Source organism: Thalassobaculum sp. OXR-137 (genome assembly GCF_034377285.1).
In the GTDB taxonomy this organism is placed as follows: Bacteria; Pseudomonadota; Alphaproteobacteria; order Thalassobaculales; family Thalassobaculaceae; genus Thalassobaculum.
Genome location: NZ_CP139715.1, coordinates 3,388,008 through 3,409,149, shown reverse-complemented (window position 1 = coordinate 3,409,149; position 21,142 = coordinate 3,388,008). Strand labels below are relative to the sequence as shown.

General features: G+C 67.0%; 19 protein-coding genes. 13 read left to right on the top strand and 6 right to left on the bottom strand.

Going from position 1 to position 21,142, the window contains the following annotated elements; all coding sequences use genetic code 11:
• Positions 1–54 precede the first annotated feature (54 nt).
• From T8K17_RS15820 to T8K17_RS15810, 3 genes are read right to left on the bottom strand one after another with little or no spacing between them, the layout of a single operon-like run.
• The gene (locus T8K17_RS15820; protein WP_322330704.1) at positions 55–966 is read right to left on the bottom strand and encodes a CobW family GTP-binding protein; all 912 of its coding nucleotides are present in this window, start codon (positions 964–966) and stop codon (positions 55–57) included.
• Positions 963–2,609: an amidohydrolase gene (locus tag T8K17_RS15815; RefSeq protein WP_322330703.1), complete on the bottom strand. Its 1,647-nt coding sequence runs from the start codon at positions 2,607–2,609 to the stop codon at positions 963–965. The genes T8K17_RS15820 and T8K17_RS15815 overlap by 4 nt, the downstream gene beginning before the upstream one ends.
• Before the next feature lie 17 nt (positions 2,610–2,626).
• Positions 2,627–3,244, bottom strand: coding sequence for an XRE family transcriptional regulator (locus T8K17_RS15810; protein WP_322330702.1), 618 nt, complete (start codon positions 3,242–3,244; stop codon positions 2,627–2,629).
• Between the two features lie 212 nt (positions 3,245–3,456).
• Between T8K17_RS15810 and T8K17_RS15805 the strand changes: the two genes are divergently transcribed.
• The 6 genes from T8K17_RS15805 to T8K17_RS15780 all read left to right on the top strand — a co-directional run bounded on the left by T8K17_RS15805 (position 3,457) and on the right by T8K17_RS15780 (position 11,503).
• Entirely contained in the window at positions 3,457–5,070 is a 1,614-nt protein-coding gene (locus tag T8K17_RS15805) for an ABC transporter substrate-binding protein (RefSeq protein ID WP_322330701.1), read from the top strand.
• A 77-nt stretch (positions 5,071–5,147) separates the two neighbouring features.
• Entirely contained in the window at positions 5,148–6,116 is a 969-nt protein-coding gene (locus T8K17_RS15800; protein WP_322330700.1) for an ABC transporter permease, read from the top strand.
• Positions 6,113–6,997, top strand: a complete 885-nt coding sequence (locus T8K17_RS15795) for an ABC transporter permease (protein ID WP_322330699.1) — start codon at positions 6,113–6,115, stop codon at positions 6,995–6,997. Before T8K17_RS15800 ends, T8K17_RS15795 begins: the two co-directional genes overlap by 4 nt.
• A 2-nt stretch (positions 6,998–6,999) precedes the next feature.
• On the top strand, positions 7,000–7,995 hold the full coding sequence (locus T8K17_RS15790; RefSeq protein WP_322330698.1) for an ABC transporter ATP-binding protein: 996 nt from the start codon (positions 7,000–7,002) through the stop codon (positions 7,993–7,995).
• Positions 7,992–8,996: an oligopeptide/dipeptide ABC transporter ATP-binding protein gene (locus tag T8K17_RS15785; protein ID WP_322330697.1), complete on the top strand. Its 1,005-nt coding sequence runs from the start codon at positions 7,992–7,994 to the stop codon at positions 8,994–8,996. Before T8K17_RS15790 ends, T8K17_RS15785 begins: the two co-directional genes overlap by 4 nt.
• Before the next feature lie 41 nt (positions 8,997–9,037).
• Complete coding sequence (locus tag T8K17_RS15780; protein WP_322330696.1) at positions 9,038–11,503, top strand: FAD-dependent oxidoreductase; 2,466 nt, start codon at positions 9,038–9,040, stop codon at positions 11,501–11,503.
• Here the strand turns inward: T8K17_RS15780 and T8K17_RS15775 are convergent.
• Positions 11,500–12,408 (bottom strand): LysR family transcriptional regulator, encoded by a 909-nt coding sequence (locus T8K17_RS15775; protein ID WP_322330695.1) that lies wholly within the window; start codon positions 12,406–12,408, stop codon positions 11,500–11,502. The two genes, T8K17_RS15780 and T8K17_RS15775, sit on opposite strands and share 4 nt — an antisense overlap.
• Positions 12,409–12,505: 97 nt before the next feature.
• On the opposite strand from T8K17_RS15775, the gene tcuA reads away from it, so the two are divergent.
• Complete coding sequence (gene tcuA, locus T8K17_RS15770) at positions 12,506–14,011, top strand: FAD-dependent tricarballylate dehydrogenase TcuA (RefSeq protein WP_322330694.1); 1,506 nt, start codon at positions 12,506–12,508, stop codon at positions 14,009–14,011.
• 57 nt (positions 14,012–14,068) lie between these two features.
• On the opposite strand, the gene T8K17_RS15765 is transcribed toward tcuA, so the two are convergent.
• Both T8K17_RS15765 and T8K17_RS15760 read right to left on the bottom strand, forming a co-directional pair.
• The gene (locus tag T8K17_RS15765) at positions 14,069–14,755 is read right to left on the bottom strand and encodes a 4'-phosphopantetheinyl transferase family protein (protein WP_322330693.1); all 687 of its coding nucleotides are present in this window, start codon (positions 14,753–14,755) and stop codon (positions 14,069–14,071) included.
• 5 nt (positions 14,756–14,760) lie between these two features.
• Complete coding sequence (locus T8K17_RS15760; protein WP_322330692.1) at positions 14,761–15,630, bottom strand: MurR/RpiR family transcriptional regulator; 870 nt, start codon at positions 15,628–15,630, stop codon at positions 14,761–14,763.
• A gap of 188 nt (positions 15,631–15,818) precedes the next feature.
• Between T8K17_RS15760 and T8K17_RS15755 the strand changes: the two genes are divergently transcribed.
• The 6 genes from T8K17_RS15755 to T8K17_RS15730 all read left to right on the top strand — a co-directional run bounded on the left by T8K17_RS15755 (position 15,819) and on the right by T8K17_RS15730 (position 21,139).
• Positions 15,819–16,241, top strand: a complete 423-nt coding sequence (locus T8K17_RS15755; protein ID WP_322330691.1) for a cupin domain-containing protein — start codon at positions 15,819–15,821, stop codon at positions 16,239–16,241.
• 73 nt (positions 16,242–16,314) lie between these two features.
• The gene (locus T8K17_RS15750) at positions 16,315–17,610 is read left to right on the top strand and encodes an ABC transporter substrate-binding protein (protein WP_322330690.1); all 1,296 of its coding nucleotides are present in this window, start codon (positions 16,315–16,317) and stop codon (positions 17,608–17,610) included.
• Positions 17,611–17,714: 104 nt separating this feature from the next.
• Positions 17,715–18,638 carry a branched-chain amino acid ABC transporter permease gene (locus tag T8K17_RS15745; RefSeq protein ID WP_322330689.1) on the top strand — a complete coding sequence of 308 codons (924 nt, stop codon included), beginning with the start codon at positions 17,715–17,717 and terminating at the stop codon, positions 18,636–18,638.
• A 10-nt stretch (positions 18,639–18,648) separates the two neighbouring features.
• Entirely contained in the window at positions 18,649–19,683 is a 1,035-nt protein-coding gene (locus T8K17_RS15740) for a branched-chain amino acid ABC transporter permease (protein ID WP_322330688.1), read from the top strand.
• 3 nt (positions 19,684–19,686) lie between these two features.
• Positions 19,687–20,451 (top strand): ABC transporter ATP-binding protein, encoded by a 765-nt coding sequence (locus T8K17_RS15735; RefSeq protein WP_322330687.1) that lies wholly within the window; start codon positions 19,687–19,689, stop codon positions 20,449–20,451.
• Positions 20,444–21,139: an ABC transporter ATP-binding protein gene (locus tag T8K17_RS15730; protein ID WP_322330686.1), complete on the top strand. Its 696-nt coding sequence runs from the start codon at positions 20,444–20,446 to the stop codon at positions 21,137–21,139. The genes T8K17_RS15735 and T8K17_RS15730 overlap by 8 nt, the downstream gene beginning before the upstream one ends.
• The last annotated feature ends 3 nt before the right edge of the window (positions 21,140–21,142 follow it).

Sequence of the window (21,142 nt, the reverse complement as noted above, 5' to 3'; positions counted from 1 at the left end):
GCCCGGTCCCGGATCAAGTCCGGGCCTGTCCGGGATGACGATCGGGGGGACTATTCAAGCGCACGCCCTGTCCAATCGGGCACAGACCGCGTCGAGTTCCTCCCGGCCGCCCGTCGAGATCAGTACCAGCGTCGGATCGACCGGACCCTCGTGAGGCGTGATTTCGCAGCGCCGCCCGACCGCCTGCACCAGCCTGCCCTCCCCGCTCTCCCGATCCACCACCAGCCCCTTGGCCCGATGCACCGTATCCGGCAAGTCGGCAAGCAGGTGCGACAGCAGCGCGACATCGACCGATCCCGCCGGCCGCCAGCAGGCCGTGGCGTGATGGGCGTGGGGATGCGCCTCCTCCCCCGCCTCCAGCCGCAGCCCGTCGCCCTTGCGGCCGAACACGATGCCGGCCGGCACGCACCCGTGGACCGCCTCGACCCGGCTCGCCTGCGGCGCCTGGCAGGCGATCCAGCGTCGGACCTCGTCCACTGACTCCGGCGCCACCAGATCCGTCTTGGTCAGCGCCACGATATCCGCACTGCGGAGCTGGCTGCGCACCAAGGTCCCCACGAACTTGTCCCCGGCGCGGTCCTGAACCGTCTCCGCATCTGCGGCGACGATCACCGCGTCCAGCTCGAACCCCGGCCAGTAGCCGGCAGCGCGGGCGATGCGGGCCGGTTCGGCCACCCCGCTCGCCTCCACCAGCACATGGTCCGGCGGCTCCAGCCACTCCGAAACCGCGGTCAGCGCCTCGCCCATGTCGTCGCCGATGGTGCAGCACACGCAGCCGTTGGTCAGCTCGATGGTCGTCGCGTCCCGCGAGCCGATCAGCCGGGCATCGATGTTGATCGGACCGAAATCGTTGACCAGCACCGCCACCCGCCGGCCATGGGGCTCCGCCAGCACGTGGTTGATGAGGGTCGTCTTCCCCGCCCCCAGATAGCCGGACAGGACCGTGACCGGGATCCGCCGCGTCATGGCGTAATCGGGAACGGGGTGCCCTCGAACACGGTGCCCCAGATCGGGATGTCCTTGAGCGATTCCGGCGCCACCTCGAAGGGATCGGCCTCCAGCACGGTGAAGTCGGCCTTCTTGCCGGCGCGGATGGACCCGATGCTGTCCTCCAGCCCCAGCACATAGGCGGCGTCGATGGTGATCGCCCGCATGGCGGCCTCGACCGAGGTCCGTTCCTCGGCGCAGAGCACGGCCCCGGATTCCGCGATCCGGTTCACCGCCACCCAGGCCGAGTTCAGCGGCATCGCCGGGGCCATGGTGAAGTCGGAATGCACCGCGAAGGTCACCCCTTCCCGCTCCAGCGTGCCGAGCCGCGCCATCTGCGAGGCCCGCTCATAGCCGATGGAGTTGATCCAATACGCCTCGCCCAGCTCGTGCACGTAATAGACATTGGCCGAGACGATGGCGCCGAGATCCGTCATGCGGCGGACCTGCTCCGGGTTGGAGACGCCGAAATGCTCGATGGTGAAGCGGTGGTTGAAGCGCGGCTTCTCCGCCTGCAGCTTCTCCAGCACGTCCAGGGCCAGTTCCACGCCCATGTCGCCGGTGCAGTGGACGTGGAGCTGCTTGCCCTGCAGCCAGAACGCCCGGGCCAGCGCCTCGAAATTGGCCGGCTCGGTGAGCCATTCGCCGTGGTGGCCGTCGATGAAGCCGGGATCGCGCATCTGCATCAGCTCGGCGAAGAAGCCGCCATCGGCGAACAGCTTCACCGCATTGCCGAAGAACAGCCGGTGGGTACCGCGCGTCGCATAGGCCTCCACCCGCGCCAGGTCCTGGCTCACATCGCCGCCCCAGGTGCCGCGCAGGGCCGCCCGCGGGATCAGCTTCATGCGGAACGGCACATCGTCGCGCTCCAGGCTGTTCACCAGCACGTCCCATTCCCGCGCGTCGTCGGCCAGCGGATAGGCCAGCTCGCCGATGGTGGTGTGGCCGCCGAGATGGACCGTGCGCTTCACCAGCTCCAGCCCTTGAGCGAAGCGGGTCGGCTCCAGCACGATGCGGTTCACCGCCTTCATGGCGACGGCGAGCCCGGTCTCGTAGAACCGGCCGGAGGCCAGGTCGATCTGCGGATGACGCTCCAGATCGGCCCGGTCGATGCCCATCCAGTCGATCGCCGCGTCATTGGCGATGATCTCGTGGAACGAGCGCTGCCACACGAAGATCGGCCGCGTGCCGGAGACCCGGTTCAGCGCCTCGCGGTCGACATTGCCGTGCCAGATCCGGTGGAAGCCCCAGGTGATCAGCACCTCGTCGGCATCGGCCATGCCGGCCTCGATCTCCTCGAGCCGAGCCAGATAGGCCGCATGGCTGGTGACGGCGGGGCAGGTCCGGTCCGGCAGCACCCACTCCATAGCGGTGATGAAATGGCAGGGCATCAGGATCGCGCCCAGGGTCGGGTGCAGGTGCGGGTCGATGAAACCCGGCATCAACACATGGTTCTCGAAGGTCCGGTCGGTCCGGTGCGGATGGGCGTCGAGCCAGGGCTTCAGGCTCTCCAGCGAACCGACCTCCACGATCCGGCCGTCAGCGACCGCCACGGCCGTCGCCTGCGGCATGGATGCGTTCATCGTGCGGATAGAGCGGGCGACGAAGACCGTCAGGTCCATGATGCGGTGACCTTTCGTCAGAAATTGCCGTGGCTGAACGACCAGACGATGACCGCATCGTCCGGGCCGGGGTTGTGGCACCAGTGGCGGCCGTTGCCGGTGAGCTGGAAGCTGTCGCCGGCCTTGAGCAGGATGGTCTCGCGGTCGTCGACCTTGAGTTCCAGGGTGCCGGACAGGACCAGCCCGCCCTCGTCGCCCTTGCGCTGGCGCCCGCCCTCGCCGGTGCCGGCACCGGGAGAGAAGGTCGTCAGCACCATTTCCAACTGGCCGGTCAGGTGCGGCGACAGAAGCTCTTCGCGGACGCCCGATTGGCGGAGGTTGATCTCGCGGCGCTGCGCCTTGCGCACGACGATCTCGCTCTCCGGATTCTCCGTCGGGTCCGGGGCGGAGAAGAAGTAGCTGATCGAGACATCCAGGGCGCGGGAGATCCGGTCGAGCACGTCCAGCCGGATCCGGCCCCCGCCCCGTTCCAGCTCGCTCAGATGCCCGACCGAACAGCCGACCGTCGAGGACAGGTCGGTCAGGGTCAGCCCGCGCGCCTTGCGAAGGTCGCGGATCTGCTTGCCGATCTGCTCGCTCGGCCCGCCGATGCCCTCCGGGTCGATCCCAGGAGAAGAGTTTTCAAATTCCGGCATTTTGTTCCAGGTAATTTCATGTCTGTGAAAAAAGCGTTGCATTTTTTCACGCCACCTACAACGCTTCACGGAACAGGCGCGCTTCTCCGCGACTATGACGTCAAAGGGACGGGGGTGTCCAAAGCCCTTTGCGACCAGACCGCAGCAGCGCCAAAGCCTCGAATTCAATCACGAATTCCGCCGGAAACCGGCACTGGGACAGGAGCGATAGCATGGGATTGACGTTCATGAAGGGACTGGCCGGCATGAAGGGACTGGCCGGCCTCGCCCCCATGGCGGTGGCCGCCGTTTTGGCGCTGGCGCCCGCCGCACATGCCGAGCCGAAGGCCGGGGGGACGCTGACCTCCTTCACCTCGGGCTTCCGCAGCCTCAACCCGGCGGTGCAGTCCGGGTCGGCCACGGGCATGCCCGGCTCGCAAATCTTCGCCGGCCTGATCCAGGTGGGCGCCGACTACACGATCGAGCCGTACCTGGCGACATCCTGGTCGGTCGCCGACGACCAGCTCTCGGTCACCTTCACCCTGGTGGAGGGCGCGGCGTTCCATGACGGCCAGCCGATCACCTCGGAGGACGTGAAGTTCTCCCTGGAAACGACGAAGGCGAACCACCCCTTCGGCAAGGCCATGTTCGGCCATGTCGCCGCGGTCGAAACCCCGGACGCGGCCACGGTGGTGTTCAAGCTGGACCAGCCGGTGCCGGGCCTGCTGCTGTCGCTGCAGCCCTTGCTGATGCCGATCCTGCCGAAGCATGTCTATGGCGACGGCCAGGAACTGAAGCAGCACCCACGCAACATGGAGAACGTGGTCGGCTCCGGCCCGTTCAAGGTCGAGGAAAACAACCCGGCTGAACGTCTGGTGCTGGTGAAGAACGAAAATTTCTTCGTCAAGGACAGGCCGTATCTCGACCGCATCGTCTTCCCGGTGGTGAAGGACCCGCTGACCCGCGTCCTGATGCTCGAGAAGGGTGAAATCGACCTCGCCCCCTTCTCCGGCGTGCGCCCGACCGACGCCAAGCGTCTCGAAGCCGCCAGGGGCGTGAACATCACGACCGACGGCTACGGCGCCATCGGCTATATCCACTATCTTGAGCTCAACCTGCGCAACAAGCCGTTCAGCGATCCGAAGGTCCGCCACGCGCTGGCGCTCGCCATCGACACCGACTTCCTGGCCAAGGTGATCTTCGGCGGCCGCACGGTGCCGGGCACGGGTCCACTGCATACGGGCAACCCGTTCTACTCGCCGGACGTCCCGGGCTTCGCCCGCGACATGGAGAAGGCCGGGGCCATGCTGGACGAGGCGGGATATCCCGTCGGCGCCGACGGCACCCGCTTCTCCTTCACCCTGGACGTGCCGAGCTGGGCGATCCAGGCGCATGTGCCGATGGCCGAGTACATCCAGGCGACCCTGAAGAAGCTGAACATCGGCGTCGAGCTGCGCCGGGCTCCCGACTTCGGCACCTGGGTGAAGCGCATCGCCGCGTTCGACTACGAGGCGACCATGAACGGCTCGTTCAACTACCCGGACCCGACCATCGGCGTGCACCGGCACTTCGCCTGCGACAACATCCGGAACGTGATCTGGGCGAATACCCAGGGCTATTGCGACCCGGCGATGGACGAGATGCTGGCGGCGGCCGCGGTGGAGACCGATATCGAGGCGCGCAAGGCGGTCTATGCCAAGATCCAGCGCAAGGCCGTGGAGGATCTGGTGTTCATCTACATGCCGCAGGATTTCACCGCGACGGTGTATTCCGACCGGGTCGGCAACCTGCCCAGCACGCCGTTCGGTGCCCTGGCGCCCTGGTACGACGTCTACCTGAACGACTGATCCATCTGTCCCGGCCGGCCCTCCCCCATGAGCGGGAGGGCCGGTTCCATGCCACGCAACCCCGACGAGGACCGGCCGTGCTGCTGCAGACCCTGAGAAAGAGCGCGAATGCCGCCGCCCTTCTCCTGGCGGTGCTGGTGCTCAACTTCGCCATGATCCACCTCGCACCGGGCGATCCGGTGGAGACGCTGGTGGGCGAGATGGGCGGGTCGACGCCGGAACTGATCGCGCAGCTGCGCCAGTCCATGGGCCTCGACCGGCCGCTCTACGTCCAGATCGCGCTCTATGTCGGCAACGTGCTGCAGGGCGATTTCGGCCATTCCTACTATTACGACCAGCCGGTGCTCGACCTGATCCTCGCCCGGATCGGCCCGACCCTCCTGCTCGTCGTCACCGCCCTGTTTTCCGCCACGGTGATCGGCACCCTGCTCGGCGTGTTCTCCGCCCAGCGCCGGTCGTCCTGGCTGAGCCATCTGGTCACCGTCCTGTCCCTCGCCGGGTTTTCCGCACCGGTGTTCTGGGTCGGGATCATGCTGATCCTGCTGCTGTCGGTAGCGGTCCCAATCTTTCCCATCGCCGGGATGTCCGACGCCCTGGGCTCTGAGAGCACGCTGGGCTATGTCCTGGATGTCGCCCGCCACCTGGTGCTGCCGGCGCTGACCCTGGGGCTGATCTACCTCGCCTTCTACAGCCGGCTGTCGCGCGCCAGCATGCTGGAGGTGCTGGGCTCCGACTACGTGCGCACGGCGCGGGCCAAGGGCCTGCCGCGCCGCCTGGTGATCTACAAGCACGCCCTGCGCAATGCGATCCTGCCGGTGGTGACCTTCGCCGGGCTGCAGTTCGGTCAGGTGATCTCGGGCGCGGTGCTGGTGGAGACGGTCTTCGCCTGGCCCGGCCTCGGCACGCTGGCCTTCGACAGCATCCTGCGCCGGGACACGCCGACGCTGCTCGGCATCCTGTTCTTCTCAGCGCTGATGGTCGTCGTGATGAACTTGGCTACCGACCTCGTGTATCGCCGTATCGACCCGAGGATCAAAACCCGATGAGCGACGCCCAGCCCCTCGCCGTCGCCGCGATCCCCGAGCCGGTCTCGCCCTCGCGCCAAGCCTGGCGGATGTTCCGCCAGAACCATGCAGCAGTATTCGGCCTGCTGGTGCTGATCGTTATCCTGCTGGTCTCGGCGGTCGGCCCCTCCCTCTACACCGTGGCGCCGGACGAGATGGTCTGGATGCCGCTGACCCCGCCGGGCGAGTCCGAGTACCTGCTCGGCACCGATTATCTGGGCCGCGATCTGCTGGCCGGGCTGATCAATGGCGGGCGGGTGACGATTTCCGTCGGTCTCGCCGCCGCCGTGATCACCATCGTCATCGGCGTCACCATCGGCGCGATGGCCGGGTTCTTCGGCGGCTGGGTCGACACCCTACTGATGCGCATCACCGAGTTCTTCCAGGTGCTGCCGAACCTGCTCTTCGCCATGGTCGTGGTGATGTTGTTCTCCCCGACCCTGCTGAACATCTCCATCGCCATCGGCGTGGTGTCCTGGACCTCGACCGCCCGCCTCGCCCGGGCGGAGTTCCTGCGGCTGCGCGAAATGGAGTTCGTGCGGGCCGAGCGCTCGATCGGCGCCGGCAACGCAAGGCTGATCTGGAAGGTGATCCTGCCCAACGCCGCCCCGCCGCTGATCGTGGTGGCCGCCCTCAGCACCGGCACCGCCATCCTGTTCGAGGCGGGCCTGTCCTTCCTCGGCCTGAGCGATCCGAACTCCATGAGCTGGGGCCGGATGATCGGCGACAACCGGCCCTACATCCTCGACAGCTCCTGGGGCGTTGCCATTCCGGGAGCCGCCATCTTCCTCACCGTGCTGGCGATCAGCCTGATCGGCGACGGGCTGAACGACGCCTTCAACCCGAAGCTGAGGCAGCGCTGATCATGACCAGCCCCCTGCTCTCCGTCCGCGACTTGGAGATCGTCTTCCGCATCGACGGCCAGGACGTGCCGGTGGTGCGCGACCTGTCCTTCGATCTGGAGGCGGGCGAGACCCTGGGCATCGTCGGCGAGTCCGGCTGTGGGAAGAGCATCACCGCCCTCTCCCTGCTCGGCCTGGTACCGAACCCGCCGGGCCGGGTCTCCAAGGGTCAAATCCTGCTCAACGGCGAGGATCTGACCCAGGCAAGCGAGCGGCGGCTGAACGAGATCCGCGGCAACGAGATCTCCATGGTCTTCCAGGAACCGATGACCTCGCTGAACCCGGTCTTCACCATCGGCGAGCAGATCGCCGAGACCGCCCGGGTGCATTTCGGCCTGTCGCGCAAGGCGGCCTGGGGCCGGGCGGTGGAGATGCTGACCCAGGTCGGGATCCCCTCGCCGGAGAAACGGGCGCACGACTATCCGCACCAGCTTTCCGGCGGCATGCGCCAGCGGGTGATGATCGCCATGGCCCTGGTCTGCGAGCCGAAGATCCTGATCGCCGACGAGCCGACCACCGCCCTCGACGTGACCGTGCAGGCGCAGATCTTCGACCTGTTCCAGGCGCTGCAGGAGACCTTCGGCGCGGCCATCATCCTGATCACCCACGATATCGGCGTGGTGGCGCAGATGACCGACCGGGTCATGGTCATGTATGCCGGGCGCAAGATCGAGGAAGGTCCGGTCTCTAGCTTCATCCGCGACCCCCGCCATCCCTATACGCGCGGGCTGATCTCCTGCATCCCGCACCTCGTCCTGCCGCCGCCGGAGGTGCCGGAGCCGCTGTTCGAGATTCCCGGCGTGGTCCCGAGCGCCCGTGAGCTGGGCATGGCCGGCTGCGCCTTCGCCCCGCGCTGCGCCCAGGCGCACGACCGCTGCACCGCCGAAACACCCGCGCTGTTCCCGGTCGCCCCCGAGCGCGCCGCCGCCTGCTGGCTGGAAGCGGAGGGCGGACGATGAGCGCCAACGTGCTGGAGGCCCGCGATCTGAAGGTCCATTTCCCGCTCGCCGGCGGACAGGCGGTGCACGCGGTGGACGGCGTGGATCTCGATATCGCGCTGGGCGTCGCCTTCGGGCTGGTCGGCGAGAGCGGGTCGGGCAAGACCACCGTCGCCATGGCCTGCGCCCGCCTTACCGACATCACCGAGGGCAGCGTGAGTCTGGCCGGGCGGGATATCACCCGTCTCGGGGGCCGCGCCCTGAAGGAAGCCCGCCGGGATATCCAGGTGGTGTTCCAGGACCCCTACGCCTCCCTCAACCCGCGCGAACGGGCCCGGGACATCGTGCGCCGGCCGATGGATCTGATGGGCATCGGCAGCCCCGCCGAACGCGCCGACCGAGTCGACGCGCTGTTCGCCACGGTCGGGCTTCGGCCGGAGCAGAAGGACCTGTTCCCGCACCAGTTTTCCGGCGGCCAGCGCCAGCGCATCGGCATCGCCCGGGCCTTGGCAACATCGCCCAAGCTTCTGGTCTGCGACGAGCCGGTCTCCGCCCTCGACGTGGCGATCCAGGCGCAGATCCTGAATCTGTTGGGTCGGCTGAAGGCCGAACTCGGCCTCTCCTACCTGTTCATCAGCCACGACCTTGCCGTGGTCCAGCACCTCTGCGACCGGATCGCGGTGATGTATCTGGGCCGGATCGTGGAGACCGGCTCTCGGTCCCAGCTCTTCTCCCGGCCGATGCATCCCTATACCCACGCGCTGATCTCCGCCGTGCCGTCGCCGCATAGCATCGGCGCCTCCACGCGCATCCGGCTGAAGGGCGACCCGCCCAGCCCGATCTCCCCGCCGGACGGCTGCCGCTTCGCCGGCCGATGTGCTTTCGCGCTGGAGCACTGCCGCACCGTCACGCCGACCCTGACCGACGCCGGCGGTGGCCACGCCGTCGCCTGCCACCGCGCCGGCGATCCGGAGGTGGTCGCCGCGCGCGAAATGCTGCTGAATCCGGCTCCGGCCGTTTAAAACCAAGACATTCCAGACTGCCGCGGCAGGGAGACACCGAGATGAGCAAGACCCTTCCCCAGCATGCCAGCGCCGTCATCATCGGCGGCGGCATCGCCGGGTGCTCCGTGGCCTATCACCTGGCCAAGGCCGGCTGGAAGGACGTGGTCCTGCTGGAGCGCAAGCAGCTCACCAGCGGCACCACCTGGCACGCGGCGGGCCTGATCGCCCAGCTCCGCGCCACGAAGAACATGACGCGGCTCTCGAAATACTCCCAGGAGCTCTATTACGGGCTGGAGGCGGAGACCGGGGCCGCCACCGGCTTCCGGCGCAACGGTTCCATTACCGTCGCGCTGACCGAAGAGCGCCGCGAGGAGATCTTCCGCCAAGCCTCCATGGCCAATGCCTTCGGCGTCGAGGTCGAGCAGATCGACACTGTCCGGCTGGGCGAGCTGTACCCCCACCTGAACCTCGACGGGGTGACCGGTGCCGTCCATCTGCCGAAGGACGGCCAGGGCGATCCGGGCAACATCGCGCTGGCGCTGGCCAAGGGCGCGCGGATGAACGGTGCCGCGATCTTCGAGCATGTGAAGGTCACCGCCGTCACCGAGACCACCTCCGGAGGCCGCCGGGCGGTCTCCGGCGTGACCTGGAAGGATGCCGAGGGCGAGACCGGCACGATCGCCACCGACCATGTCGTGAACTGCGCCGGCATGTGGGCCTGCGAGGTCGGGCGCATGAGCGGGGTCAACGTGCCCCTGCAGGCCTGCGAGCATTTCTACATCGTCACCGACACCATCCCGCAGCTCGGCCAGCTCCCGACCCTGCGGGTGCCGGACGAATGCTCCTATTTCAAGGAGGATGCGGGCAAGCTGCTGCTCGGCGCCTTTGAGCCGGTGGCCAAGCCCTGGGGCATGGCGGGCATCCCGGAAGACTTCTGCTTCGACCAGCTCGCCGAGGATTTCGACCATTTCGAGCCGATCCTGGAAAAGGCGGTCGCCCGCGTCCCGCTGCTGGAGAGCGCCGGCATCCATACCTTCTTCAACGGGCCGGAGAGCTTCACCCCGGATGACATGTACCACCTCGGGGCCGCTCCCGAGATCCGCGGCTATTTCGTCGCCGCCGGGTTCAATTCCATCGGCATCCAGTCGGCCGGCGGCGCCGGCATGGCGCTGGCCCATTGGATGGAACACGGCCACCCGCCCTTCGATCTCTCCGATGTCGATATCCGGCGGATGCAGCCCTTCACCAACAACCGGACCTATCTCTATGAGCGGGCGAAGGAGACCCTGGGCCTGCTCTATGCCGACCACTTCCCCTACCGGCAGAAGGCGACGGCCCGCGGCCTACGCCGCTCGCCGTTCCATGACGCCCTGGTGGCGCGCGGCGCGGTGATGGGCGAGTTCAGCGGGTGGGAGCGCGCCAACTGGTTCGCCACCCCGAGTCAGGAGCAGGAATACCGCTACTCCTGGGGCCGGCAGAACTGGTTCAACAACGCTGCCGCCGAACACAAGGCGATCCGCGAGCATGTCGGGCTCTACGACATGACCTCCTTCGGCAAGATCGTGGTCGACGGCCGCGATGCCGAGGCCTTTCTCAATCACGTCTGCGGCGGCGACATGTCGGTGCCGGTCGGGCGCATCGTCTACACACAGTTCCTCAACGAGCGCGGCGGGATCGAGGCGGACGTGACGGTCAACCGGCTGTCGGAGCGGCGCTATCTGGTCGTCACCCCGGCCGCAACCCTGATCCGCGAGCTGGACTGGCTGGCCCGACATCAGGGCGACTACGCGGTGTCCTGCGTCGACGTGACGGCGTCCGAGGCGGTGCTGGCGGTGATGGGACCGAAGGCGCGCGACCTGATGCGGACCCTCTGCCCGTCCCATAACTGGTCGAACGACGCCCACCCGTTCGGCACCGCGCACACGGTCGAACTGGGCCTCGGCCATGCCCGCGCCCACCGGGTCTCCTATGTCGGCGAACTGGGCTGGGAGCTGTACACCCCGACCGACCAGGCCGCCCATGCCTTCGAGCGCATCCGGGATGTGGCTGACGGCTTCGACGCGAAGCTCTGCGGCCTGCACGCCATGGACTCTCTGCGCATCGAGAAGGCGTTCCGCCATTTCGGTCACGACATCACCGAGGAGGATCATGTGGTCGAGGCCGGGCTCGGCTTCGCGGTGAAGACGGCCAAACCCGCCTTCATCGGTCGAGACGCGGTGCTGAAGCGCAAGGAGGACGGGCTGCGATCCCGGCTGGTCCAGTTCCGCCTGACCGACCCGGAGCCGTTGCTGCACCATGCGGAGCCGATCCTGCGGGACGGCGAACTGGCCGGCTACCTGACCTCTGGCAATTACGGCCATACCCTGGGTGCGGCCATCGGCCTCGGCTATGTCGCATGCCCAGGGGAGGACGCCGCCTCGGTTCTGGCCTCACGCTACGAGATCGAGATCGCCGGACGACGGGTGCCGGCAGAAGCCTCGCTGAAGCCGATGTACGACCCGAAATCGGAGCGCATGAAGGCCTAACCGGCCTCTGCGAACCGCCTACAGGCCTCGACAGTATAGGCTTTCAGGATCTCCGCCGCCGGGGACAGTTCCGCACCCCGTCGCTGAACCAGCACGATGGTGCGCCGCATGTCCGGCGCCACCAGGGGACGCTGCAGCAGGCCGCCCTCCTCCTGCCCCGCCATGGCGAGCGTCGGCACGATCCCCACGCCCAGCCCGGCCCGCACCAGGCCGAGCAGCGTCGACAGGTGCTGCACCTCGTATCTCCACTTGCCGGTGCGCGGCAGGCCGGCGAGCCGGTCGTGCATCAGCCGATTGGTGCCGCTGCGCGCGCCATAGGTCACCAGCGGCAGCTCCGCGAGGTCAGCCCAAGCCACGGCCCCGTCCGGCACGCCGGGATAGTCCGGGTGGAAGACCAGCACGTAGCGGTCCTCCAACAGTGGGGTCACCTCGATTTCCGGATCCCGCTCGGCCGTCTCCATGTCGATGCCGAACTCCGCCTCGCCCCGACGCACCCGTCCGACGATCTCCTGCTCCGGATCGTCGAAGATCCGCACGCTGACATTGGGATGCGCCTCGCTGAACCGTTTCAGCGCGCCGGGCAGCACATAGGTCGCCACCGAGATCAGGCTGGCGATGGTCACCTGGCCGGTCCGCGCCCGGATCAGGGTGTTGAGGTCCTCCATGGACTGCTCGAACTGCACCAGCATGCGCTTGGCCACCGGCAGGAAGCTTGAACCCACCACAGTCGGCGCCACCGTGCGGGTGGTGCGTTCGATCAGCCGCACCCCCACCGCCTCCTCCAGCTTCTTCAGCCGCTGGGTCAAGGCCGACTGGGTCAGGTTCAGATCCTCGGCCGCCGCCCGGAAGCTGCCGAGCTCGATGATCCGGACGAAGACGGCGATTTCCTTGAGCAGATAATCCATCGGTAATTCAGAATATCTTATCAATCGTCAAGAATGTTTCAATTTACTGTCGAAATCCCGCCTGTCAATCTCGCTGCAACAGCCATGGGAGGAAAGTATGGCGGAGTATGATGTGGTCGTGGTCGGCGCCGGCAATGCGGCGCTGTCGGCGGCGATGGCGGCGCGCGAGAATGGCGCCAGCGTCCTGATCCTGGAAAAAGCCCGGGAGGAGGAGAAAGGCGGCAACTCCTACTTCACCGCCGGCGGATTCCGCTTCTGCCATACCGGCATCGACGATGCGGCCACCGACGTGCTGGTCGACCTGTCGGAGGCCGAGCGCGAGCAGATCGTCCTGCCATCGCATGACCGCCAGACCTTCTACGACAACCTCATGAAGGTCACCCGGCACCAGTCCGACGAGGACATGGCGTGGATCCTGATCGACGGCTCCCGCCCGGCCATGGCCTGGCTGCGCGAGCACCGCATTCGGTTCATCCCGATGTTCGGCCGCCAGTCCTTCATGGTCGACGGCAAGCATCACTTCTACGGCGGCGTGAACATCGAGGCGGTCGGCGGCGGCGCCGGCCTGATCGAGATGGAACTGGCCGAGGTCGCGCGCATGGGCTGCGAGATCCGCTACGGCACCGGCGCCACCAAGCTGATCCACGACAAACACCGCAAGATCACCGGCATCGAAGTGTTCGGCCCGAACGGCTACGAGGAGATCACCACCGACGCGGTGATCCTGGCCTGTGGCGGTTTCGAGTCCAATCCGGAGATGCGCGTGCGTTATCTCGGCCCGGGATGGGACCTCTGCCGGGTCCGCGGCACCCGCCACAACATGGGCGATGGCATCCGCATGGCGCTCGACATGGGCGCCCGCCCCTACGGCAACTGGTCGGGCTGCCACTCGGTCGGCTGGGACATTTCCGCCCCGCCCTATGGCGACTACTCGGTGCTCGACAACTTCCAGAAGCACTCCTACCCCTGGGGCATCATGGTCAACATGAACGGCGAGCGCTTCGTCAACGAGGGCGAGGACGTGCGCAACCACACCTATGTGAAGTTCGGCCGCGCCATCATGAGCCAGCCCTATCGCACGGCGGTGCAGATCTTCGACCAGAAGACCATCCCGCTGCTGCGCGACGAGTACCGGATCCGCGAGGTCACCAAGGTGACCGCCGACACCATCGAGGATCTGGCGAAACAGCTCGAGATCGCGCCGGACGCGCTGAAGAAGACGGTCGACGAGTTCAACGCCGCCTGCAAGCCGGGCAAGTTCAATCCGTCGGTGCTGGACGGCGTGACGACCGAGGGTCTGGCGATCAACAAGACCAACTGGGCCCTGCCGATCAACGAGGGGCCGTTCGAGGCCTACGTCACGACGACGGGCATCACCTTCACCTTCGGCGGCCTGAAGATCAACGACAAGGGCGAGGTCCAGGACATGCAGGACCAGACCATCCCCGGCCTCTACGCGGCGGGCGAGCTGGTCGGCGGTCTGTTCGTGGAGAACTACCCGGGCGGCAGCGGGCTGATGGCCGGCACCGTCTTCGGCCGCCTCGCCGGCAACAGTGCCGCCGCCTATACCGGCGCCGGCGCCTCGGCCGCGGCGGCCGAGTAAGCGCTCACGTCCTGTCCCGGAGCGGTCCGCCGCTCCGGGCGCCTCTTGGTCGAGAGCTCAGTCGATCCACTCCACCTCCCCCGGTCCGCGCCAGCCGACCGAAAGATGGTGATGCTCCCCCAGGATCCGGTGCTCGAACCGCCACTCGTCCGCCTGCCCCGCGTCCTCGTCGCGGAAGCCGATGCGGATCGGGATCTGGCTGGGATCGGCGAACCAGAACCGGTCGAGCTCCTGGGAGAGCCCTTTCCCCGTCGCCTTGATGAACGCCTCTTTCAACGTCCACAGGGTGGTGAACGCCCGCCGCCGGTCCGGCTCGGCTTTGGCCATCAGCCAGGCAGTTTCGATCGGCGCGAAATAGCTCTCGGCGATGGAAAGATCGACCGCACGCTCCCCGTTCTCCACGTCCACGCCGAGCGCCATATCGGCGGGCCCGACGGCGACCGCCACCATGCCGGCGGTATGCGACAGATTGAAGGAGACCGGCGCCGGCGCGCCGTCCAGCCACACGGCCGGCTTGCCATAGGCCTGTGCCACGAAGCGGAGGGCCCGCGGGTCGGCGCCCAGTTCCCTGCCGAGGAGTGTACGGACCAGCGCATGGACGGCGGTAAATTCCACCCGCCCGGATTCGAACACGAACCGGCCGGCACGCTCGCGCTCCGCCTCGTCCAGCAACGCCCGCTCGGCTTCCAGATCCGCTTCCCGCAGACCGGCGATGCTGCGGCTATGGACCCGGATCCGCGGCATGGGCGCTAGGAGGCGTCCGCCCCGTCGCCGTCCTTGCAGGCGTCCTGGAAGTAGGACAGGCCGATGATCAGCGACTGGACCAGGCTGATGGAGCCGGCGATGGGACGGAACCGGTGGATGTCCGCGTCGTCGACGCAGAAATAAAGGTCGCTGTGGCGGGCCAGGGGACTGGTCGGCACGTCGGTCAGGGTGATCGACGGAATGCCGCGGATATGGACGTCGCGCACGGCTTCCACCACGGCGGGTGTGTATTCGGCGAAGGCGATGGCGATCAGCAGGTCGCTCTGCCGCAGGGTGGCGATCTGCTGCGGAACCATGCCGCCGACGAAATCGAGGAGCTGGCACCGGCGCTCCAGCCGGATCAATCCGTAGGCGAGGTAGGAGGCGATCGGAAAGGCTCGGCGCTGACCGATCACGTAGATGGTGTCGGCCGCGTCCATCATCGCGAGGGCCTTGGCCAGCGTCTCCGGCTGCACCGTGTCGCGCAGCCTCTCAAGGCACATGATGGAGGCGTCGGTGAACTCGTTCAGGATGGCCGCCGGATCGTCCTTGGCGGCGTGCTCCAGGGAGTCGCGATGGCGGTAGATCCGCTCTCGATAAGCCGGCGCCCCTTCGATCAGACGCAGCTTGAAGATCTTCTGCATGTCCGAGAAGCCGGAATAGCCGAGCTCCTTGGCGAAGCGGATCAGGGTGGAGGGCTGCACCTCCGCCACGTCGGCGAGCCGCGTCACCGTCTCCAGGGCGAAGGCGTTGGGATCGTCCAGCGCGAAGCGCGCCAGCCGCTGCAGGTGCGGGCTGAGCTCGTCGTAGCGCTCCTGCAACGCGTGCCGCAGGGCGTCGAAGGATTGCGGGCTGCCCGAGGTATCCACGCTCATGCGGGTCGCTTTCCGTCGTTCCGGCCTGTCCCGGCTATACCCGTGCGGGGGCGGCGCAGGCAACAAATTGAACGAATATTCTTTTTGAATCATAGAATCGAAATTTCCGTATTGACCACAAGAACGAATTTTCGTTCATTTTCATCTCGAGAATGAAAATTCGATTCACGAATGCGGGAGACGAGAAAATGGCCGGTTCCGAACAGGGGGACGAGTTCGAGCCGAAGGGCTTCGGCCGTGGCGCCTTCCATGTGCAGCACGAGCGCGATGCCGCCTGGGTGCCGGGCTTTCGCGGCTTCTTCGACTACCGCGACCTTGGCATGGCGGAGAAGACCGGCGGCAAGTTCCGCGCCCACATCCACCGCCCGAACGGCCCATGCCCGGGCAAGGGTGACCTGCACTACCACAAGGTCGATTTCCAGATGGTCTACGTGCTCAAGGGTTGGGCGCGGGTGGAGTTCGAGGGCCAGGGCGAGATCCTGATGGAGCCGGGCACGGCGATGTATCAGGAGCCGGGCATCCTCCACCGGGTCATCGAATATTCAGACGACTACACCGCCATGGAAATCCTGGTCCCCGCGGACCCGGAGACCGTCTCCGTCGAGCCGTAAGAGCCGGCGGAGGACCAACGCACCGGCCGATCAACGGGACCGGGCGAAAAAATCAAAACAGGAGGAAACACCCATGTCCAACAAGGCAGTGAATCGACGCAGTTTCCTGAAGACCTCTCTCCTCGGCGGTGCGGCGGGCGGCGCCGCCCTGTTCGGCCCCTGGACCCACAACCGGGTCTATGCCGCCGCCTCCGACAAGCCGATCCGCATCGGCCTCACCCACGACGCCAGCGGCCAGTTCGCCAATTCCGGCCAGGCCGAGAAGCGCGGCTCGGAAATGGCGGTCGCCGAGTTCAACGCGAAGGGGGGCGTGCTCGGCCGCAAGGTCGAGACGGTCTGGATGGACACCGAGACCAACCCGCAGACCGGCACCCGCGTCGCCGAACGCATGATCACCCGCGAGAACGTTCATTTCCTTGTCGGGGCGGTGCAGTCGGGTGCTGCCAACGCCATCAGCCAGGTGGCGCAGAAATACGGCTGCGTCTACTTCAACACCAATTCCAGCTCGCCGACCGAGAGCGGCGCGAACTGCCACCGGGTCAAGTTCGTGTGGGACGGCAACGGGGAGAACTTCTCCAAGGCCGCCGCGCGCAACGCCATCAACAGCTTCGGCAAGAACTGGCTGCTGATCTACAACGACTATGTCTGGGGCCAGAACACCAACGCCGCGACCAAGAAGGTGGCCACCGAATACGGCGCCACGGTCATGGACGAGATCGCCATCCCGGTCGGCACCCGCGACTGGTCGAGCGTGCTGCTGAAGATCCAGCAGATGAAGCCGGACGTGGTGGCCGCTGCCGTCGGCGGCGACGACTTCAAGGTGATGCGCCAGCAGGTCCACGACATGGGCCTCGACCGCAAGCCGGCCTGGATCAACAACCAGCAGGACTGGCCGGATATCTTCGGTCTCGGCGCAGACGCCGCCTTCGGCGTGTTCGGCACCACCTGGTACCACTATCTCGACCTGCCGGGCGTTCCGGAATTCGTGAAGCAGTACCAGGAGATGTACCCGACCACGCGGATCAGCGTGCCCGGCAACGTCACCTATAACGGCTATGTCGCCATGCGCGAGCTGCTGCGGGTGGTCGAGGAGGTCGGCTCCACCGACAACATGAAGATCATCAAGGCCCTGGAAGGCCGGGTGATGACCGCAAAAGACCGGATGCAGCACTTCGATGCGGTGATCGATGCGAACTCCCACCAGGTGCAGCAGACGATCTACCTGGCGGAAGGCAACGCCAAGCCGCGCGACGACACCGACTACTTCAACATCCTGAGCTGGTCGGATCCGGAGTCGATCCGCTCCTCCGCCGGCGACGAGTGCAAGCTGGAGAGCTACGCGGACACGCCCAACTACGATCAGGGCTGACCGCGCAGAGGCGGTTCCCCGCCTCCATCCCTGCGGGGGAGACCCGATCGCGGGCTCCCCCGGCCTTTTCCCGAACCCCAGTCATCGGCGGCGGCTCCAGACCCATGCTCTATGACCTGATTCCGCACATCATCAACGGCCTGGCGCTGGGCCTCCTGTTCGCGCTGCTGGCCCTGGGCTTCATGCTGATCATCGGCGTAATGGAGGTGATCAACCTCGCCCACGGCTCGCTCTTCGCGCTCGGCGCCTATGTCGCGCTGGCGGTCATGGTGCCGGATGGCGGCCTGCCCTTCGCCTTCATGGAGCCGTACTACGCGCTGCCGGACGTCCCGCGCTACGTCATCGCCCTGATCGTCGGGCCGCTGGTCGTGGCCGCGGTCGGCGCCGGGCTGGAGCTCTGCCTGCGCCGGACCTACGGCCAGGACCCGCTCTACGGCCTGCTGCTGACCTTCGGTGCCGCGCTGGTGCTGGAAGAGGGCATCCGCGAGATCTGGGGGAGCAGTGAATACTACCTGCCGATCCCGCGCGGCATTTCCGGCGGCTTCATCGCCGGCGACCTGATCTATTCGACCTACCGGATCTACGCCGCGATCTTCGCCGCCGCCATGATCGGGCTGCTGTGGCTGTTCCTGAACCGCACCCCCTACGGCGCGATCATCAAGGCCGGCGCCCATGACGGCGAGATGGTGCGCGCGCTCGGCCACAACCTGTCGCGGCTGCGGCTGTTCGTCTTCGCCTTCGGCGCGGCACTCGCCGCCATCGCCGGCATCATCATGGCCCCGATCTGGGGCATCCGGCCGGTGGTCGGCGTCGATGCGGTGGTACCGGCCTTCGTGGTGATCGTGCTGGGCGGCGTCGGCAGCTTCTGGGGCGCGGTCAGCGCCGGGCTGCTGGTCGGCCTCGTCGTCGGCCTGACCGCCGCCTTCGCCACCGACTGGTCGCTTTTGTCCATGTATCTGCTGCTGCTGGCGGTGGTGACGTTCCGCTCGCGCGGGCTGGCCGGCAAGGCCAGCGTGCTCGAGTCCTGAGGAGCCTGATATGCCCCTGCCCGCGATGCAGTACGACCGGCGCGAGACCACCGCGTGGATCACCAAGCCGATCCTGGTCATGGCCGTGGTTTTCGCCACCCTGCCCCTGTGGATCGAGACCGTCGGCCTGTACCAGTATCTCGGCGTCGAGGTGCTGATCTGGATCGTCTTCGCCCTCGGCTTCAACCTGCTGCTCGGCTACACCGGCCTGCCGTCCTTCGGCCATGGCGCGTTCTTTGGCATCGGCGCCTATGCCTTCGGGCTGGCGCAGTTCGAGGTCTGGGCCAATCTCTGGTTCTGCCTCGCCGCCGCGATCGTCGTGACCGGGGCGTTCGGGGCCGTCACCGCCCTGTTCCTGGCCCATCGCCGCGGCATCTATTTCGCGCTGATGAGCATCGCCTTCGGGCAGATCTTCTACTTCATCGCCAGCAAGTGGACCGACGTCACCAAAGGCGAGGACGGGCTGCTGAACATCGCCCGCCTGCCGGCCGATTTCGGCGTGGTCGAACTCTCCACCCAATCCAATACCGCGCTCTACTACCTCTGCTACGCGGTGATGATGGGGCTGATCGTGCTGCTGTGGCGGCTGACCAATTCGCCCTTCGGCCGCACCCTGCGGGCGATCAAGCAGAACGAGACCCGCGTGGCGTTCATCGGCTATCCGGTCCGGCTCTACAAATGGGCGGCCTTCACCCTGTCCTGTGGCATCGCCGGGCTGGCCGGCGGGCTCTTCGCCATGGCCCAGGAAGGCGCCTACATCAACATCATGACCCTGCAATGGTCCGGCACGATCGTGCTGATCGTGCTGATCGGCGGTGGCTTTGTGAGCTTCTGGGGGCCGGTGCTCGGGGTGATCCTGTACTTCGTCGCCCGCGACATTCTCGGCGCATACACCGAGACTTGGCTGCTGTGGTTCGGGCTGATGTTCGTTGTGCTGGTGATGTTCAAGCCCGACGGGATTGCCGGCATGTGGCGCGACTGGATCGCCCCGCGCCTGGGCGGGCGCCCCGAACCCAGTCCGCGCCCGGCAGAGTCGAGGAGCTGAGCCATGGCCCTGTTCGAAGCCACCCATCTGCACAAGCGGTTCGGCGATCAGGTCGTGCTGGAGGATATCAGCCTCACTTTCGAGGAAGGTCAGGTCTCCGGGATCATGGGGCCGAACGGCGCCGGCAAGACCACCTGCTTCAACGTGCTGACCGGCCGCTACAAGCCGGACCGGGGCCGCGTCGTGTTCGACGGCGAGGACATCACCGGCGCGGCGCCCCATCGGATCGTCGCCAAGGGAATCTCGCGCTCATTCCAGATCATGACCCTGTTCGACGAGTTCACCGCCCTGGACAATGTGGTCATGGCCCTGCCCTCCACGCGGCGGCGCGGGTTCGACGGGCTGTACGCGCTGGACGCCGACAGCGAAGCCCAGGACCGGGCGTCGGAGATCATGGGCCGGGTCGGCCTGAAGGGCCGCGAGGGCGTGAACGCCAAATCGCTGTCCTATGGCGAACGCCGGGCCCTGGAAATCGGCGTGGCGCTGGCCACCGAGCCTCGGCTGCTGTTCGTGGACGAGCCCACCGCCGGCCTCGGCACCGAGGCGACGGCGCGGCTGACCGACCTGATGCGCGAGCTGAAGCGCTACACCACCATCGTGGTGATCGAGCACGACATGCGCTTCCTGTTCGCGCTGGCCGACAAGATCTCGGTCATCCACTGGGGCCAGGTCATCGCCCAGGGCACGCCGGACGAGCTGCGTACGAACCGCTGGGTCCGGCGCTCCACGATCGGGGAGTTGGCCGCCATGGGAGCCGCAAATGCTTGAGATCCGCAACGTCAACACCTTCTACGGCGAGACCCAGGCGCTGTTCGACGTCTCCCTCGACGTGGCGGAGGGCGAGGTGCTGGCCGTGCTCGGCGCCAACGGGGTCGGCAAGACGACGACCATCCGCACCATCCTCGGCCTCACCCCGGCGCGGTCCGGCGAGATCCGGTTCGATGGGGCCGACATCACCCGGCTGAACACCCACGACATCGCCCGTCGCGGGGTCGGCTGGGTGCCCGACGACCGCCGCATCTTCCCGACCTTGAGCGTGGCCCAGAACCTGGCCATCGCCCGCAAGTCGACCCGTTTCCGCTCCTGGCGGCTGGACGAGATGTTCGAGATCTTCTCCGCCCTGGAACACCTGATGGGCCGGGACGCGGAGAACCTGTCCGGCGGCGAGATGCAGATGGTGGCGATTTCCCGTGCCCTACTCGGCTCGCCCGGCCTGGTGCTGTTCGACGAGCCGAGCCAGGGGCTGGCGCCGAAGATCGTGCAGGACGTGATGAAGACCATCCGCCGTCTGAAGAACGAGGGGCTGTCGGTGCTGGTGGTCGAGCAGAACGCGCTCGCCGCTCTGGAGGTCGCCGACCGAGCCGTGGTGCTCGACCGCGGCCGGGTCGTCCATCGCGGCAGTGCCGCCGAGCTGATCGAAGACCACGACCTGCGCCGCAATCTGATCGGGATCTGAGCC

Coding starts and splice junctions, on each gene's coding strand:
- T8K17_RS15820 (WP_322330704.1), bottom strand. CDS start 966: ATGACGCGGCGGATCCCGGTCACGGTCCTGTCCGGCTATCTGGGGGCG.
- T8K17_RS15815 (WP_322330703.1), bottom strand. CDS start 2,609: ATGGACCTGACGGTCTTCGTCGCCCGCTCTATCCGCACGATGAACGCA.
- T8K17_RS15810 (WP_322330702.1), bottom strand. CDS start 3,244: ATGCCGGAATTTGAAAACTCTTCTCCTGGGATCGACCCGGAGGGCATC.
- T8K17_RS15805 (WP_322330701.1), top strand. CDS start 3,457: ATGGGATTGACGTTCATGAAGGGACTGGCCGGCATGAAGGGACTGGCC.
- T8K17_RS15795 (WP_322330699.1), top strand. CDS start 6,113: ATGAGCGACGCCCAGCCCCTCGCCGTCGCCGCGATCCCCGAGCCGGTC.
- T8K17_RS15790 (WP_322330698.1), top strand. CDS start 7,000: ATGACCAGCCCCCTGCTCTCCGTCCGCGACTTGGAGATCGTCTTCCGC.
- T8K17_RS15785 (WP_322330697.1), top strand. CDS start 7,992: ATGAGCGCCAACGTGCTGGAGGCCCGCGATCTGAAGGTCCATTTCCCG.
- T8K17_RS15780 (WP_322330696.1), top strand. CDS start 9,038: ATGAGCAAGACCCTTCCCCAGCATGCCAGCGCCGTCATCATCGGCGGC.
- T8K17_RS15775 (WP_322330695.1), bottom strand. CDS start 12,408: ATGGATTATCTGCTCAAGGAAATCGCCGTCTTCGTCCGGATCATCGAG.
- tcuA (WP_322330694.1), top strand. CDS start 12,506: ATGGCGGAGTATGATGTGGTCGTGGTCGGCGCCGGCAATGCGGCGCTG.
- T8K17_RS15765 (WP_322330693.1), bottom strand. CDS start 14,755: ATGCCGCGGATCCGGGTCCATAGCCGCAGCATCGCCGGTCTGCGGGAA.
- T8K17_RS15760 (WP_322330692.1), bottom strand. CDS start 15,630: ATGAGCGTGGATACCTCGGGCAGCCCGCAATCCTTCGACGCCCTGCGG.
- T8K17_RS15755 (WP_322330691.1), top strand. CDS start 15,819: ATGGCCGGTTCCGAACAGGGGGACGAGTTCGAGCCGAAGGGCTTCGGC.
- T8K17_RS15750 (WP_322330690.1), top strand. CDS start 16,315: ATGTCCAACAAGGCAGTGAATCGACGCAGTTTCCTGAAGACCTCTCTC.
- T8K17_RS15745 (WP_322330689.1), top strand. CDS start 17,715: ATGCTCTATGACCTGATTCCGCACATCATCAACGGCCTGGCGCTGGGC.
- T8K17_RS15740 (WP_322330688.1), top strand. CDS start 18,649: ATGCCCCTGCCCGCGATGCAGTACGACCGGCGCGAGACCACCGCGTGG.
- T8K17_RS15735 (WP_322330687.1), top strand. CDS start 19,687: ATGGCCCTGTTCGAAGCCACCCATCTGCACAAGCGGTTCGGCGATCAG.
- T8K17_RS15730 (WP_322330686.1), top strand. CDS start 20,444: ATGCTTGAGATCCGCAACGTCAACACCTTCTACGGCGAGACCCAGGCG.